Raw genomic sequence first — 15,433 nt, 5'->3', positions numbered from 1 at the left:
TGCGGATGCATCCCCTGTAAGATAAAGCGCGTGGCTTTGATAAGACAGAGTTAGCGCAGGTAGTCGCCTGCAGCTTCAGGCTGGTACTCAAGCTCGATGACTTCGAGGTGCGTTGAGGTCCCGCCAGGCAGTTCCCAGTGAATAGTGTCGCCAACGTGCAGGCCCAGAAGTGCAGCGCCGACAGGTGCCATTACCGAAAGCTGTGTGCTGCTGTCAGTCATATTGGCCGGATACACCAGGGTACGCACACGGACTTCGCCATCACTCAGATTGCGGAATTTCACGCGGCTGTTCATGGTTACGACATCGTGCGGCATGGTTTCTGGAGAACACATTTGGGCACGATCCAGCTCGGCGTTCAGGGCGTCGGCAATCGGTAAACCAGCAAACGCAGGTTGCTCCAACAGGCGGTCAATGCGTTCCGCATCGAGGTCGTTAATGATGATAGTTGGTCTGGACATTTATTACTCCATGTCGTCGAAACTGCGGGTGCGCAGGTAAATAATCCCAAAAGAAAACCCTCACCGTCAGGCGGCAAGGGTTTAGCTTTTATGATGATACTGAGACTTACCCCATGTTTGAAGTGATTTAGTTCACATTCAGGTAAATCATCAATTTTGTCGCATATAGTGTGATTTTAGCCGAAAAACGTGATCGTTCTCCAATTTGCATTATGCTTTTTAAGCGCTCGCTACGGGCGCGTCAAACAACTCAGTGTTCCGCGACAGGAGATCTCATGAGCGAGTACGACAAACTTACCTTGAAAGACGGCAGCTATTTGCATTTTAAAGACTGGGGAAGTGGACAGCCTATCGTCTTCAGCCATGGTTGGCCGTTGACGGCAGATGCGTTTGAAGATCAGATGCTGTTCCTCGGGTCGAAAGGATTTCGTGTAATCGCCCATGACAGGCGCGGCCATGGGCGTTCGGCTCAACCCTGGGATGGCCACAATATGGATCAGTATGCTGACGATCTGGCTGAACTGACCGCGCATCTCAATCTTAAAGATGCTGTTCATGTCGGACACTCTACCGGCGGTGGGGAAGTGGCGCGCTACATAGGTCGCCATGGAACGCAGCGGGTGGCAAAAGCGGTGTTAATCGGCGCGGTGACGCCCATTATGATCAAGACCGACTTTAATCCAAATGGCGTGCCGAAAGAGGTGTTTGATGGCATCCGTGAAGGGGTGATAAACGATCGCGCTGCCTTTTTCTATGAACTGACCGCAGCATTCTATGGCTACAACCGCCCGGGTGCGAACGAGTCAAAAGCCGTTCGCGAAAGCTTTGTTGAACAGGGCTTACAAGGTTCCATCAAAGCGTTGTACGACTGTATTCACGCGTTTTCAGAAACCGACCTGCGTGAGGACCTCAAAAAAATGACCATTCCGACGCTGGTTATCCACGGTGATGACGATCAGATTGTCCCGTTTGAAACCTGCGGAAAGGTCGCGGCGGAAATACTGCCGGACTCGCAGCTGAAGGTGTATGTCGGCGGCTCGCATGGTATTTGCACCACCCATAAACAACAGATCAACGGCGATCTGCTCAACTTTATTCAATCGTAATCTTTTGAGAACGTATAACGCTGATCCGCCCGATGGGGGTCAGCGTTATGCCCGGTAGCGAGTTTCAGTATCCCACTTTATCGATAATAAACTGTTTACCGCAGTTACCCGGATGCGGCTGCGGTAAGAATGACTGTGGGGATAACGTCTGGTTGATGGTGTCTGCCTTCAGGGACAACTGGATCTCGGTGAGATACGCCGGATTGCCGTGGCAGCTTAGCTTCACGGCTTTGATGCTCTCTTGGCCCCAGCTTTTGGCAATGGCGGCGTCAAATGCGCTACGGCTGACGGTTTTGCCGTAGTTTTCCGCCAGGAATTTGCCCGCGTGACTGTTCTTAACCTCGTTATTTAGCCGTACCATCGTGCCGAAATACTCGTCGGGATCAAAGCCGAAACAGGCGCCATGTTTGGCATACTCGTAACGTTCCAGACAAGTTCTCCCGCCTGCGCCGGGCATTACGGCGCTGAGTTTTGCCGCGCTTTCCAGCGACAGCCCGGTTTCGGGGGCCGCGCATTTACGGCTGGCGCGTGCTTCAGGCAGGTTGGGAATAGGGCGAGTCGCGCAGCCAAAGCGCATCCAGCGGCGGTTGTCTACTCCACGGGCGGCGATGGATTTTGGCAGGCTGGGCCATAAACCGTGAACGGTCAGGAAATCCGCTTTGTTCGCGCTCTCTTTTTGCAAACGACATTCGTCAGGCTCCTGACGATTACGCTCGTGTTGACTCTGACAAAATCCGGTTTGCCAGGAGAGGGCCAGCACGTAGCTGTCAAAATCAGCGTACTGTTTTGCCAGAAGTTCATCGGCCTGAGCCGCAGAAACGGGCAGCAGGAGTGCTGCCAGCAACGAAGAATAACGCCATGTTGATGTCATGATGATTTCGGATACTTATATAAATTCTGAATATCATCTATTTAATCATAAAAAATGCCAGTCAGGTTTAGCTGACTGGCATCATTTTCATCAGGCGTGAACCAGGATGATTAGCTCCACATTGCCAGAATCGGCCAGCCGACCAGCAGAAGCATAGAGATGTAGATAACGCCGAAGATAGCACCCAGACGCCAGTAGTCTTTGGACTTCACATAACCACAGCCGTAGATGATAACGCCAGGGCCCGTTGCATACGGAGTCAGACAGCCCATGATACCGATAGACAGTACCAGCAGGATACACAGGTGTTCCATTGGAACGCCCGGGATGCCTTTACCGACGGCCAGAATAACCGGCAGCATGGTGGCAGTGTGTGCGGAAAGGCTGGCAAACAGGTAGTGAGCAAAATAGAACACCAGCACCAGAACGATCACGGTCGCGTTAGGCGAGAAGCCTTCCAGGTGCGTGCTCATGGTGTTGGCGAACCAGTCGATGAAGCCTGAACGGGTTAAACCATTCGCCATAACGACCAGCGTGGCGAGGTTGACCAGGGTGTTCCATGCGCTGTTATAGCGGGTAATGTCTTTCCACGGTACCACGTGCAGCGCCAGCATCAGGGAAACGGCGAGCAGGCCTACTGCGGTTGCATCAATCAGTTTACCGCCGAAGACCCACAGACCCAGGCTGAGCAGAACCAGACCGATCAGGGTCAGCTCTTTGCGCGTCAGTTTACCCATGGTTTTCAGTTCATCACCGGCCCATGCGGCAACTTCAGCACTGTGAGTGACTTCTGGCTTGTACAGAACATAGGACAGCCACGGAGCAACGATCAGCAAAATAATACCCACCGGCAGGAAGCTGAGGAACCATTGCAGCCAGCTGATTTGAATACCGGCAATTTTGTTGACGAATTCCAGACCCAGCACGTTAGGCGCAGCGCCGGTAACGAACATAGAGGAGCTCAGGCTGGTACTGATGACCATCATCCACATCAAATATCCACCGATACGGCGTGCGGAAGGATCGTTCGGGAATGACTTAAACAGCGGCGGCAGGTTTTTAATTACCGGGAAAACGGTGCCACCGGTACGCGCGGTGTTGGACGGTGTAAACGGCGCCAGCAGAATGTCGATGATAACAATCGCATAGCCCAGCGTCAGGGTACGTTTACCCATGAATTTCACCAGGAACAGTGCGATACGACGACCCAGACCGGTGACTTCATAACCCAGTGCGAAGATAAACGCACCGAACACCAACCACACGGTGGTGCTGGAGAAGCCTGCCAGACCCCATTTCAGCGCTTGCTTACCCGCTTTAAACGCCGGGTCGGCCAGTTCGGAAGCATCAAACAGCAGATAGTTGCTGCCGATAACGCAGATCGTGACGGCGATAAAGCTGATCGCTGTTGCCGGAATTGGCTCAAGGATCATACCGACGATCATCGCCACAAATACAGCAAAGTAGTGCCAGGCCTGTGGGGGCATTCCATCGGGTACAGGGATAAGAAACATGACGCCCATTACAACCAGCGGGGCCAATAACTTCCATATTTTATCTTTTGCTAAAGACATGTGTGTGATTCTCCGGAAAGGATCTTTAATTGTGATAATGATGAACTTGTGAAATCTGAGCTAAGAACCAGGTGACGATCAGCAGATCGGCGCAGCCTCCAGGACTGAGGTTGCGTTCAATGCACTGTTGGTCGAACTGGCGCAGGTATTCGAGATCGGCAGGGGTGCGAACTCCCCCTTGCTGCAACAGGGAGGTGGCCTGCTGCTGTAGCCAACGCAGACCTTCTGCGCCGCCACGTGAAGCCACGTTGGTGTCGCCGTTGATAGACATCAGCAGCAATAATGTGTCGAGTAACGCCAGTTCAGGGTCGCGGCCCTGAGTCAGCAGTGCGCGGTAGTGCGGCAGGGCATGCTGGATGACTAGCGGGTACCCCGCTTCGGCTTCGCCCCGTGCGCCGGTTAATCCCAATTGCTGATAAAGACGTTGGCCAGCCGTGAGTTGTTGATTGTTCTGGCGCAGTTCGCGCTCGGTCAGGCCACGGCAAAATGTTGCTGCCGTAGAGCAAATGGTTTCAGCGGTGACAGTCAGTTGGAGCTGGTGTAGGCGGCCAATGGCGGCGCACAGCAGCCCCAGTGAAAAGATGCTCCCTTTATGGGTGTTTACCCCGGCGGTGGCGCGAAACATATCGGCTTCGCAGGCCATGCCCAGCGGACGCAGTCCTTTCAGCACATCTTCAGGTGACAGCTGCGCGCTAAACGCCCCATATTCAATAAAACGTGGCAGCCACGCCTGAATCGCTTCAGCGCTGCGATGAAAATCTTCCAGCGCCATATCTTTATGCGCGCCGTTGTTAATACGATCCACCAGACCGGGTTTGGGCGACAGGTTGACTTCAGTCAACATAGCCCGCCACGCAAGCGTTGCGTAAGCATCAGGCAGATCCAGAGGAAGGACTGCGTTATTGGTTGATGTTGCGGGAATCGGCATCATGCAGCAGTGCCTCCATCTGAGAAAGTAAGTCGGAAAGCGCGTGGGTTTTACCCCGCGCACAGTCGGCAGCACTTTGCTCGCACAACAGACAGCGGCGGGCAGGGAGTGCGAAATGACGCCGGGACAGAATTTCCCCCTCAGGGGTCAGGACATCGATGTCCCATAACCGTCCCAGCGGGTGTGAATGCTCAAGTTCAATCGTGGCGAGCTTGAGGTCGTGGGCCGGAGCCTCAACAGACAAAAGACCTTCCGGACCGCTGGCAGAAACCAGCGCCGTTTGCTCCCTGACAATCCAGGCGGATTTTTCCGCCAGCGCGAGCAGGGCGGTGACGCCGTGATTAAAGATGCGACGAGTTAATTCGCTGTCTTTAATCGGACCCGGTGCGACCACGGTAAACGAGACCAGCGCCGCGTGGTGGCGGGTCAGCCAGGCATGTTGCCTTGCTTGCCTCTCATCACGGCTGGCGAGCAGCTCGGGAATAGAAACCGCGTGTTGGGTGGCGTGTTCAGGGAGCAGGTGCATGGCTTATTCCTTCACCTGATGCACAACGTCAATCACCGAGCCATCGCGGTAACGCACAACGGCAATCACGCGGTCGGTAAAGTCGATAGCGCGTGGCTGACCGGTGAGCTGCTGTGCGCGTTCGCGCAGCCATTCAATGGACACCACTTTCATACCGGCTTCTTTCAGACGTTCTGCCAGTTCTGGACGCGCAGGGTTAACGGCGATACCGTGGTCAGTGACCAGAATGTCAACACTGGAGCCTGGCGTTACGCAGGTCAGCACGTTATCAACCAGCGTCGGGATGCGCCCACGAACCAGCGGAGCGACGATGATGGAAAGCGCAGCCGCAACCGCGGTATCGCAGTGACCACCGGATGCGCCGCGCAGTACGCCGTCAGAACCGGTCAGTACGTTCACGTTGAAGCTGGTATCAACTTCCAGCGCGCTCAGCACCACGACGTCCAGACGATCGACAGATGCGCCTTTCGAGCCCCAGTTGGCATACTGGTTAGCGCTGATCTCAATGTGGTTTGGGTTGCGGGCCAGAGACTCCGCCGCGTTACGGTCAAAGCTCTGTACGTCCAGCAGTTTGCGGATCAGGCCTTTTTCGTGCAGATCAACGATGGTCGCGGTGATGCCGCCCAGCGCAAAGTCAGCGCGGATATCGCGGCTGCGCATTTTGTCTTCCAGGAAACGTGTAACGGCCAGAGAAGCGCCGCCGGTTCCTGTCTGCAGTGAAAAGCCTTCATTGAAGTAACCGGAGTTAGCAATGACGTCTGCCGCACTTCGGGCGATTAACAGTTCACGCGGGTTGGTGGTCATGCGGGTCGCATCGGCACCGATTTTGTCCGCATCGCCGACCTGGTCGATCTGCACGATCAGATCCACCTGATCTTGTGTAATGCTGGCCGGGTTATGCGGATAGGTCAGCAGCTGTTCAGTCAGCAGGACAACCTGTTTCGCGTTTTCGGCATCGACGCGGGCATAGCCCAGTGAGCCGCAGCACGCTTTACCGGTATAACCGTTGGCGTTGCCAAACGGGTCGCAGGACGGTACGCCGAGGAACGCCACATCAATGCTGAGTTCGCCGCTTTGTACCAGGTGTACACGGCCGCCGTGGGAGTGAATCTGTACCGGCTCGGCCAGCAGGCCACGTGAGATCTCTTCCGCCAGCGGACCACGCAGGCCGGAGGTATAAATACGGCTAACCACGCCCTGGCGGATGTGCTCAACCAGCGGAGCATGGCAGTCGCTCAGGGAGCTGGAGGCCAGCGTCAGATTTTTAAAGCCCATACTGGCGATGGCGTCCATCACCAGGTTAATCGTCAGATCGCCGCCGCGGAAAGCGTGGTGAAAAGAGATGGTCATGCCGTCCTGTAAACCGGAACGGCGAATGGCGTCTTCCAGGTTAGCGCACAGCTTTTTGTCGCGCGGTTTTTGCGCCTGCAGTTCTACTTTTGCGGTGCTCTGATAAGCGGAAAGCTCACTTTCTGCATGACGGCTCCAGGTCGCCACGCGATCCTGGCGTTGAGACTGTTCGATTTTCTGCGTCATTTTTTTGCCTTATTCTTCGCGAATGCCGGAAAGTTCTGCACGGGAGATAACCAGAAGGGCGCGCTCGATAACCGGGCTGTCGACCATTTTGCCGTTCAGGGAAACTACGCCACGGCCTTCGCGAGCGGCGGCTTCAGCGGCTTCTACCACCAGGCGCGCGTGAGCCAGCTCTTTACGCGTCGGGGCGTACAGGTTGTGCAGGAGTTCGATCTGGCGCGGGTTGATGAGCGACTTGCCGTCAAAACCCAACTGCTTGATGTGTGAGGCTTCGTGCAGGAAACCTGCTTCGTTGTTGGCATCGGAATATACGGTGTCGAACGCCTGAATGCCGGCAGAGCGTGCCGCCTGCAAAATAGAGCAGCGGGCAAACAGCAGTTCAGTCCCTTCCGGGGAGCGTTCAGTGCGCAAGTTACGCACATAATCTTCCGCGCCCAGGGCAATACCGATCAGGCGCTCGGAAGCGTGGGCAATTTCTACCGCACGGGTAATGCCTAACGGCGATTCAATAGCGGCTAACAGACCAGTGCTGCCGGGTTCACGGCCACAGGCTTTCTCGATACGCAGGATTTCGCTTTCGATGTCGATAACATCCTGCGCGGTATCGGTCTTCGGTAAACGCACGATGTCTGCGCCGCCACGTACCACGGCTTCGAGATCGTTAATGCCCCATTCGGAGTCGAGGGCGTTTACGCGCACGATAGTTTCAACGTCGTGATACAGCGGATGCTGCAGCGCGTGGTACACCATACGACGAGCAGTATCTTTCTCGCGCAACGCGACGGAGTCTTCGAGGTCGAACATCAGCGCATCTGCCGGGTAGATGAACGAGTTGCTGACCATGGCGGCATTGGCACCCGGTACGAACAGCATGCTGCGGCGGGTACGGGTTTTACGTTGCTGCAAAGATTCGCTAATCACTGGCAATCCTCCCATGGCAGTGCCGGAATACCGCCAGCGCGGGCCAGTAGTGCTTCCAGTCGCGCACGTAAAATGCAGTCCAGTGCGCCTTTATCATCAACATTTAATTGCACGCCGCGTACGTTGTAGCGGGACAGAACGTCCAGGATGGTGGCCCGAATGGCATCACCGAACTGCTTTTCGACGCTACTGTTAACCTGCAGGTCAATATCCTGCGAATCGAGCGGGGCGATGCGAATCATCACATCACCGGACTCGAGTGTGCCTGCTACGGCTGCCTGGTTTATTTTCATTTTTCACCTGTTGCTAATGCGGGGGTATTTTGGCGGACTGCCGCACCCGATGAGGCTCGCTCAACCATGCTTTGCAGATAATGCAGCGTGGCGTCAGGGACCAGGGATGCGATAGCCGTGAGATCTTTTTTAACCAGCAGCTTGCGCACCCAGGAGGCGGAAATCGGCATCTCCTGGAAGCACAGCCGCTCAATTTCCACCAGTTCAATCGGTGGGGCGGGAAGCGTTGGGGTCTCCAGCCAGTAGCGCATATCATTGTTGTACTGGGAGGTGACGGTGCAATACGGCTCCGTACCGACGAAGCGGTGCGTAACGCCGAGAGCCGGGGCCAGATACTGGCGGAAGATTTTCAGGTCTATTTCGGTGTAGCAGTGGTTAATAACGCTCTGCTCTTTGATGAAGTAGCACGGGAACGTGGCGCGGGAAATGATGTATTCCGAACCGCGATGTACGGTTAAACGTGGAATGTCTTTGGTCCCTTTAAGCACCAGATCCAGTCGGTCTTCATACGGAAAACGCGAGGTATCTTCTTTCACCAAAAACAGATGCAGCCAGTCGCATTGCGCGGCCGCCTGTTGGATCAGAAAACGGTGTCCGTTGGTGAAGGGGTTGGCGTTCATGACGATACAACCAATTTTTTTCCCTTCACGACGCTGTTTCGCCAGTGATTCTGCATAGCGTTTCAGACGTGTGGTGCTGTTTTCCATGAGCACCATAATGCCGGGGACGCTGGTCAGAGTAGAAAAACCACACTGCTTAAACAGCGACTCGTACTCGGTTTTTGTATAGATGAAGAGGTGCGTGCAGTGGCGCTCATAGGCGAGGTTGATTAACTCGGTCGCCAGCGTCAGCGCTAAGCCTTCACCCCTTACGGATTCGCAGATGGCGACGCATTTTATGATATTGCCGGCAATGCCGCCGCAGGCGATCAGGCGGTCATCACGGGTAACGGTGATAAATACTTCGACGGTGGTATCAACGCTCAAATCATTCTCTTTCAGAAATTGCGCGATAGCCGCCATCTTTTTATTTTCTGAGCGTTTAACTTGCGTGAATATATTATTACCGAACATAGTAAATAGAGCCCCGATGCTATATTTGTTACTGGGTTTCTGTTTTTGTTGCCCTGTTTAGCAACCTGATAACGTTTTGTTTGCAATTGAAGGGGGTGTTTTTTTATTACGACGTATTTCTTTTTTCCCCTGCTGCATACATCGTAAGGAGTATTTTGGAGGTAATTTTTGATTTATTTCACAATAAGTTAGAAGGTTTTAATGTGTTTTATGGTTTTAAGTTTTTTAATTAATTTAACTCCGAAATAGCGTGTGGTTTTAATTTGTTTAATTGATTTAAGGTGGGGAATCTGCAACGATCCTGTTTTATACCGTGACTTGTAAATAAAACATTTTCATTACAACTACAATAAAAAATAAGTTTCGGATAACGTCGCTGAGGAAGAAATATGGCAAAGCAGAAAAATAAAACACGGTTTCCTTTTTTTCGCAGTCTGGCGTTTCCACTGCGTATCTTTCTGCTTATTTTGGTCGTTTCTGTTTTTATTATCGCCGCGTTAGCACAATACTTCACCGCCAGCTTTGAAGATTATCTGGCAACGCATGTCCGCGATATGGCGATGAATCAGGCCAAAATCATCGCCTCTAACGACAGTATCATCACGGCGGTGAAGCATCGTGATTACAAGCGTCTGGCGACCATTGCCGATAAACTGCAGAGCGGGACAGACTTCGACTATGTGGTTATCGGAGATACCCACTCTATCCGTCTTTATCATCCGAATCCGGAAAAAATTGGCTACCCGATGCAGTTCACGAAACCCGGCGCGCTGGAAAAAGGGGAGAGTTACTTTATTACCGGCAAAGGGTCAATCGGGATGGCGATGCGTGCCAAAACGCCCATCTTTGATGACGATGGCAAAATCATTGGCGTGGTCTCAATTGGCTATCTGATCAGTAAAATTGATAGCTGGCGCTCTGACTTCTTACTCCCAATGGCAGGCGTGTTTATCCTGCTGTTGCTGGTACTTATGCTGCTCTCCTGGTTTTTTGCCGCCCATATTCGACGGCAGATGCTGGGGATGGAGCCCAAACAAATCGCGCGGGTGGTGCGTCAGCAGGAAGCGCTATTTAGCTCGGTGTATGAAGGATTGATCGCCGTGGATCCTGATGGGTATATCACCGCCATAAACCGCAGCGCGAGGAAAATGCTGGGGCTGTCTTCGCCTGGGCGAAAGTGGCTGGGAAAACCGGTGAGTGAGGTGGTTCAGCCGGCTGACTTTTTCATCCAGCAGATTGCGGAACAACGACAGGACGCGATGGTGAACTTTAATGGCCTGAGCGTTATCGCTAACCGTGAGGCGATTCGCTCCGGCGATGAACTGCTTGGGGCAATCATCAGTTTTCGTAGTAAAGATGAAATTGCTACCCTTAATGCGCAATTAACGCAGATCAAACAGTATGTAGAGAGCCTGAGAACGCTGCGTCATGAGCACCTGAACTGGATGTCGACCATTAACGGCCTGCTGCAAATGAAAGAGTATGACCGGGTGCTGGCTATGGTTCAGGGAGAGTCACAGGCACAGCAGCAACTGATTGACAGCCTGCGCGGTGCCTTTGCCGATCGTCAGGTGGCGGGTCTGTTATTTGGCAAGGTGCAGCGCGCGCGGGAGTTGGGCCTTACCATGACCATCGTTCCAGGCAGCCAACTGCATCAACTTCCCGAGGGGCTGGACAGCACAGAGTTTGCAGCAATTGTTGGCAATCTGCTTGATAATGCATTTGAAGCGAGCTTGCGCACCCAGCAAGGCAACAAGGTCGTCGAGCTCTATTTAAGCGATGAAGGAGATGACGTGATCATCGAAGTTGCCGATCAGGGATGCGGTGTACCGGAAGCATTGCGTGAAAAAATATTTGAGCAGGGTGTGAGCACCCGTACCGATGAACCCGGTGAACATGGCATCGGTTTGTATCTGATTGCAAGTTATGTGAGGCGCTGTAACGGGGTGATTACGCTCGAAGATAACTCCCCTTGCGGCACCTTATTTTCTTTATTTCTTCCGAAAGTGAAAAAAAATAATGACGGAACCATTAACGCTGTTGATCGTTGAGGATGAAACGCTACTGGCGGAAATGCATGCTGAATATATCCGCCATATACCGGGCTTTAGCCAGATATGGCTGGCGGGTAATCTTGCGCAGGCGAGGATGATGATTGAGCGTTTTAAGCCCGGTCTGATACTGCTCGACAACTACTTGCCGGACGGCAAGGGAATTACGTTGTTGCATGAGCTAACCCAGGCGCGATATCCGGGTGGCGTGGTGTTTACCACGGCGGCCAGCGACATGGAAACGGTCTCCGAGGCCGTGCGCAGCGGCGCGTTTGATTATCTGGTCAAACCTATCGCTTACGAGCGGTTGGGGCAGACGCTTACGCGGTATCAACAGCGCAGACGCATGCTGGCAGGCAATGACAGCGCCAGTCAAAAGCAGATTGATGAAATGTTCAATGCCTACGCGCGCGGCGAGCCGAAGGGCGATTTGCCGACCGGGATTGACGCCTTAACGCTGAATGCGGTATTGAAATTATTTGCCGATCCGACGGTACATCATACTGCGGAAACGATCGCTCAGGCGCTTACTATCAGCCGTACCACCTCCAGACGCTATCTGGAGTATTGTGCCAGCCGCCATTTGATTATTGCGGAGATTATTCACGGGAAGGTAGGCAGGCCGCAGCGTATTTATCACGGCGGCTAAATGCTGATTTCTGACGTAGGCCGGATAAGATGCTTTAGCATCGCCATCCGGCAACGGGTTGAAATGCCGGATGCGGCGTAAACGCCTTATCCGGCCTACATTTAGCTGAGTGTCAGCCGCCAACGACGGACGAAGAAGAGCCAGGTACCATCACTTCAGTGGCGATAATCACCACCAGCAGTCCAACCAGGACCGGAACCGAGGTACGTTTCACCACTTCGAACGGAGAAATCTTTGCCATCCCTGCGACAGCCACAACCACGCCGGAGACCGGGGAAATTGTGCGCCCAAGGTTTGATGCCTGCAGCATCGGGATAACAAGATAAGCCGGGTTAATGCCGGAAGAATGTGCCAGCTTAGGGATCATCTCAACGAAGGCATAGAACGGGGCGTTACCGGAGCCTGTAGTCATTGCTGCCAGCATCGTCAGGATCACCAGCACCATCATCAGAATAATGCTTGCTGAGCCAAACGAGGTAGCGATAGAGATCAGACTCTGGATAAAGCCGATTGTGCTCAGACCCTGGGCAAAAACCCCCGCCGCGACTAACAGCATTACCACGTTAGCAAAGGCATCCGCCATGCCACGGTAGGCGACTTCCAGGCCAGAGAAAACCTTCTGGGTGTTGAATCCGCGAACGAACTCCAGGACCGCAGCGATGAGCATGCACAGCACCAGAATTGTAATAATATGCAGCTGTGGACCCCATTTACCATCGAAAATCAGGACGCCAACGATCGGGGTAAACGGCAGGATTGCGTAAAACGAAGGGGCGGTAGTGGTGATTTCAGCCACATCTAACATTTCATGAGAAATGTTCTCTTTTTTATCCAGATAACGCTGCCAGAAAAAGTGGGCAATCGCCATAGCAATGATGGCGGCAATGGAAATGGGCAGCGTGGTTTTAAACGCGAAATCGATCAGCGGCATTTCCGCAGCTTTGGCAGCCAGCACCACATCACCGGATGTAGGAGAAAGGATGATTGCAGCGGGGGAGGCACAAATGGCCGCTGCGGCGCCACGGCTGATCCCAACGTTAACCATCACCGGGAACAATGTTGCCATCAGCAATACGCCCAGACCGGTTGCTGAAGAAACCGCCAGGGACATCAGGCAGGCGACAAAATAGGCGGCAATCATGAGCAGATAAGGTGAATTGATGTACTGCAGCGGCTTAGAGGCCAGCTTAACCACCATATCGTTCGCGCCAATATGCGTCATATAGGCGGCAAAACCACACAGCATCATAATCATCATGCCGAGATCGCCACCGCGGCTCATCAGCAAAATTTTAATATATTCAACAATGTCTGTTGCTGTATAGCCCGTCGTTGCTGCGCTGGAAGGCAGAACTTTATGACCCATCAGCGCACTGATAATCAGTAAAACCAGACCGCCAACAAACAGTACGCCTGTCGCGGAATAACCTTTAATGATGTAGCGCGCTACACCCACAATAACCACAACTCCAATAAGGAGTTCAATAAATGTCAACATTGTTTCCCCTGTCGCATTGCTGCCCAGAAAGTAAAAAAACTAAAAAAAGTAAAAAGTGGTGACAGAATGTGCCTAATAAACCGATAACTCTTGCTGATTGAAATCAATAAAAATACGGATTCAAGCGATGGCTAAGCCATTTTTTCAGCATCGTGGTTAAAAAAGAATCTCACAATAAAAAACTGTGAAGCGCGGCGTTGGTGTGTCTGTTTTGTGGTGATGTTGATAATTAATTGTTATTTTGTTGTTGTCTTATTTGACGTTTTCTGGAGGGAAGAGCTATTTATTGGCAATAAAGAGAAAATTGTTCCTATGAAATGACTCAATAAATAAAGGGATAATTATCTTAAAATTTATAAGCTGAGGAATATTCTGATTTTTTATCTGCGTTTTTTTGTTAAGCTAACATTAAGGTTGGGTTTGCTATAATTAATAATAAATCCCAGGATGGTAATTAAGTTGTGATTGTCGCTAAACGATATTTTCTCATTTTTTCATTTCTTTTTATTCAGTTAGCTTTCATTCCCCAGGGTGCTGCTGAAGACAAAGGCTGGTTCGCTACTTTTAAAGATAATGTTAGTGAGACCTGGCAGCAGCCGGAACATTATGATCTGTATGTACCTGCTATTACGTGGCATGCACGTTTTGCCTACGATAAAGACAAAACGGATCGCTACAATGAACGCCCATGGGGGGCTGGATTTGGCCAATCCCGTTGGGATGATAAAGGTAACTGGCACGGGCTCTATATAATGGCCTTTAAGGATTCCTACAATAAATGGGAACCGATCGGCGGCTATGGCTGGGAAAAAACCTGGCGGCCGCTGGCCGATGAAAACTTCCATACAGGTCTCGGTTTTACCGCCGGTTTTACCGCGCGTGATAACTGGAACTACATTCCTGTACCCGTGCTGTTACCGCTGGCATCAATTGGCTATGGTCCGGCAACGTTTCAGATGACCTACATTCCAGGAACGTATAACAACGGCAACGTCTACTTTGCCTGGATGCGTTTCCAGTTTTGATAGACTACCTGTATTGTCAGGTGGTTTATTAAAAATCCTTTTAAAAACATATTGTTATGAAGTTTAACTGAAAAATAACGCGACATTTATCACTTTTTGATAAAGTTCGACTGGACAAAGTGCACCACAATTGTTGTACTGATACCCGACACAGCATTTGTGTCTATTTTTCATGTAAAGGTAATTTTGATGTCTAAGATTAAAGGTAACGTTAAGTGGTTTAATGAGTCCAAAGGATTCGGTTTCATTACTCCGGAAGATGGCAGCAAAGACGTGTTCGTACACTTCTCTGCAATCCAGACCAATGGTTTTAAAACTCTGGCTGAAGGTCAGCGTGTAGAGTTCGAAATCACTAACGGTGCCAAAGGCCCTTCTGCTGCAAACGTAATCGCTCTGTAAGCATACGACAGCAAGCATTCAAAACCCGCTTAATTGCGGGTTTTTTTCGCTCTAATGTGCGGGCGAGGCAGAAACCAGCCAGAATGCGAGGGCGGTCATCGCGAATGACCCCAATAGATTCACCAGCACATTCACCATAGCCCAACCAAAGCGTCCTTCCTGTAGCAAAAACACCACTTCTGCAGAGAAAGTGGAAAATGTTGTTAGTCCTCCGCAAAAGCCAGTAGTAATCAGTACCTTCCACATTGGGTCAATGTTTGTCATGCGATTAAACCATGCCAGGCCCATACCAATGATAAATGCCCCAATTAAGTTTGCAGCCAGCGTACCGAATGGAATGGCCTGATGCAGCGGGTTAAACCGCATGCTCAGCATCCATCTTGCTACGCTACCTGTACCACCACCAATAAAAACCGCTAAAAGGAGTTGTAACACTGCGTAATCCTGCTATTTGATTGTATAGAGAGTGAGTGTAACGCTGAATAATCGTTGTTGGCGAGCTTAACAAAGTTTTCTGGAGGGAAT

16 protein-coding genes are annotated in these 15,433 nt (G+C 51.9%); 5 read left to right on the top strand and 11 right to left on the bottom strand.

The features are described from left to right. Nucleotides 1-50: 50 nt before the first annotated feature. The gene (gene rnk, locus OGW16_RS12870; RefSeq protein ID WP_286518496.1) at nucleotides 51-461 is read right to left on the bottom strand and encodes a nucleoside diphosphate kinase regulator; all 411 of its coding nucleotides are present in this window, start codon (nucleotides 459-461) and stop codon (nucleotides 51-53) included. A gap of 275 nt (nucleotides 462-736) precedes the next feature. Between rnk and OGW16_RS12865 the strand changes: the two genes are divergently transcribed. Continuing rightward, on the top strand, nucleotides 737-1,567 hold the full coding sequence (locus OGW16_RS12865; RefSeq protein ID WP_043015554.1) for an alpha/beta fold hydrolase: 831 nt from the start codon (nucleotides 737-739) through the stop codon (nucleotides 1,565-1,567). 64 nt (nucleotides 1,568-1,631) lie between these two features. On the opposite strand, the gene rna is transcribed toward OGW16_RS12865, so the two are convergent. From rna to citC, 8 genes are all read right to left on the bottom strand, one after another. Next, a complete protein-coding gene (gene rna, locus OGW16_RS12860) occupies nucleotides 1,632-2,438 on the bottom strand; it encodes a ribonuclease I (protein ID WP_286518495.1) in 807 nt (268 codons plus the stop codon). Nucleotides 2,439-2,548: 110 nt separating this feature from the next. Continuing rightward, nucleotides 2,549-4,012, bottom strand: a complete 1,464-nt coding sequence (citT, locus tag OGW16_RS12855) for a citrate/succinate antiporter CitT (RefSeq protein WP_043015556.1) — start codon at nucleotides 4,010-4,012, stop codon at nucleotides 2,549-2,551. Between the two features lie 25 nt (nucleotides 4,013-4,037). Continuing rightward, a complete protein-coding gene (gene citG, locus OGW16_RS12850; RefSeq protein WP_043015557.1) occupies nucleotides 4,038-4,943 on the bottom strand; it encodes a triphosphoribosyl-dephospho-CoA synthase CitG in 906 nt (301 codons plus the stop codon). After that, on the bottom strand, nucleotides 4,912-5,466 hold the full coding sequence (gene citX / locus OGW16_RS12845; protein WP_043015558.1) for a citrate lyase holo-[acyl-carrier protein] synthase: 555 nt from the start codon (nucleotides 5,464-5,466) through the stop codon (nucleotides 4,912-4,914). Before citX ends, citG begins: the two co-directional genes overlap by 32 nt. A gap of 3 nt (nucleotides 5,467-5,469) precedes the next feature. After that, the gene (gene citF, locus OGW16_RS12840) at nucleotides 5,470-7,002 is read right to left on the bottom strand and encodes a citrate lyase subunit alpha (RefSeq protein ID WP_043015559.1); all 1,533 of its coding nucleotides are present in this window, start codon (nucleotides 7,000-7,002) and stop codon (nucleotides 5,470-5,472) included. 9 nt (nucleotides 7,003-7,011) lie between these two features. Further along, nucleotides 7,012-7,920, bottom strand: coding sequence for an aldolase/citrate lyase family protein (locus OGW16_RS12835; protein ID WP_043015560.1), 909 nt, complete (start codon nucleotides 7,918-7,920; stop codon nucleotides 7,012-7,014). Continuing rightward, a complete protein-coding gene (citD, locus tag OGW16_RS12830; protein ID WP_003831276.1) occupies nucleotides 7,917-8,213 on the bottom strand; it encodes a citrate lyase acyl carrier protein in 297 nt (98 codons plus the stop codon). Before citD ends, OGW16_RS12835 begins: the two co-directional genes overlap by 4 nt. Then, entirely contained in the window at nucleotides 8,210-9,286 is a 1,077-nt protein-coding gene (gene citC, locus OGW16_RS12825; protein ID WP_047412710.1) for a [citrate (pro-3S)-lyase] ligase, read from the bottom strand. The genes citD and citC overlap by 4 nt, the downstream gene beginning before the upstream one ends. Before the next feature lie 389 nt (nucleotides 9,287-9,675). On the opposite strand from citC, the gene dpiB reads away from it, so the two are divergent. Both dpiB and dpiA read left to right on the top strand, forming a co-directional pair. After that, nucleotides 9,676-11,337 (top strand): sensor histidine kinase DpiB, encoded by a 1,662-nt coding sequence (gene dpiB / locus OGW16_RS12820; protein ID WP_080625563.1) that lies wholly within the window; start codon nucleotides 9,676-9,678, stop codon nucleotides 11,335-11,337. Beyond that, on the top strand, nucleotides 11,306-11,986 hold the full coding sequence (dpiA, locus tag OGW16_RS12815; protein ID WP_003831279.1) for a two-component response regulator DpiA: 681 nt from the start codon (nucleotides 11,306-11,308) through the stop codon (nucleotides 11,984-11,986). Before dpiB ends, dpiA begins: the two co-directional genes overlap by 32 nt. Before the next feature lie 112 nt (nucleotides 11,987-12,098). Here the strand turns inward: dpiA and dcuC are convergent, their stop codons facing one another. Next, nucleotides 12,099-13,484: an anaerobic C4-dicarboxylate transporter DcuC gene (dcuC, locus tag OGW16_RS12810; protein WP_087053032.1), complete on the bottom strand. Its 1,386-nt coding sequence runs from the start codon at nucleotides 13,482-13,484 to the stop codon at nucleotides 12,099-12,101. A gap of 461 nt (nucleotides 13,485-13,945) precedes the next feature. Between dcuC and pagP the strand changes: the two genes are divergently transcribed. Both pagP and cspE read left to right on the top strand, forming a co-directional pair. Further along, nucleotides 13,946-14,509 (top strand): lipid IV(A) palmitoyltransferase PagP, encoded by a 564-nt coding sequence (gene pagP, locus OGW16_RS12805; RefSeq protein WP_043015565.1) that lies wholly within the window; start codon nucleotides 13,946-13,948, stop codon nucleotides 14,507-14,509. Between the two features lie 189 nt (nucleotides 14,510-14,698). After that, entirely contained in the window at nucleotides 14,699-14,908 is a 210-nt protein-coding gene (gene cspE / locus OGW16_RS12800; RefSeq protein WP_000034825.1) for a transcription antiterminator/RNA stability regulator CspE, read from the top strand. A gap of 51 nt (nucleotides 14,909-14,959) precedes the next feature. Here cspE and crcB read toward each other — a convergent pair whose 3' ends face one another. Next, a complete protein-coding gene (crcB, locus tag OGW16_RS12795; protein ID WP_043015566.1) occupies nucleotides 14,960-15,343 on the bottom strand; it encodes a fluoride efflux transporter CrcB in 384 nt (127 codons plus the stop codon). Between the last annotated feature and the right edge of the window lie 90 nt (nucleotides 15,344-15,433).

Source organism: Citrobacter sp. Ce104, assembly GCF_030334595.1.
GTDB lineage: Bacteria > Pseudomonadota > Gammaproteobacteria > Enterobacterales > Enterobacteriaceae > Citrobacter > Citrobacter europaeus.
The sequence above is the reverse complement of the archived record's forward strand: the minus strand, read 5'-3'. Positions and strand labels throughout refer to the sequence as shown.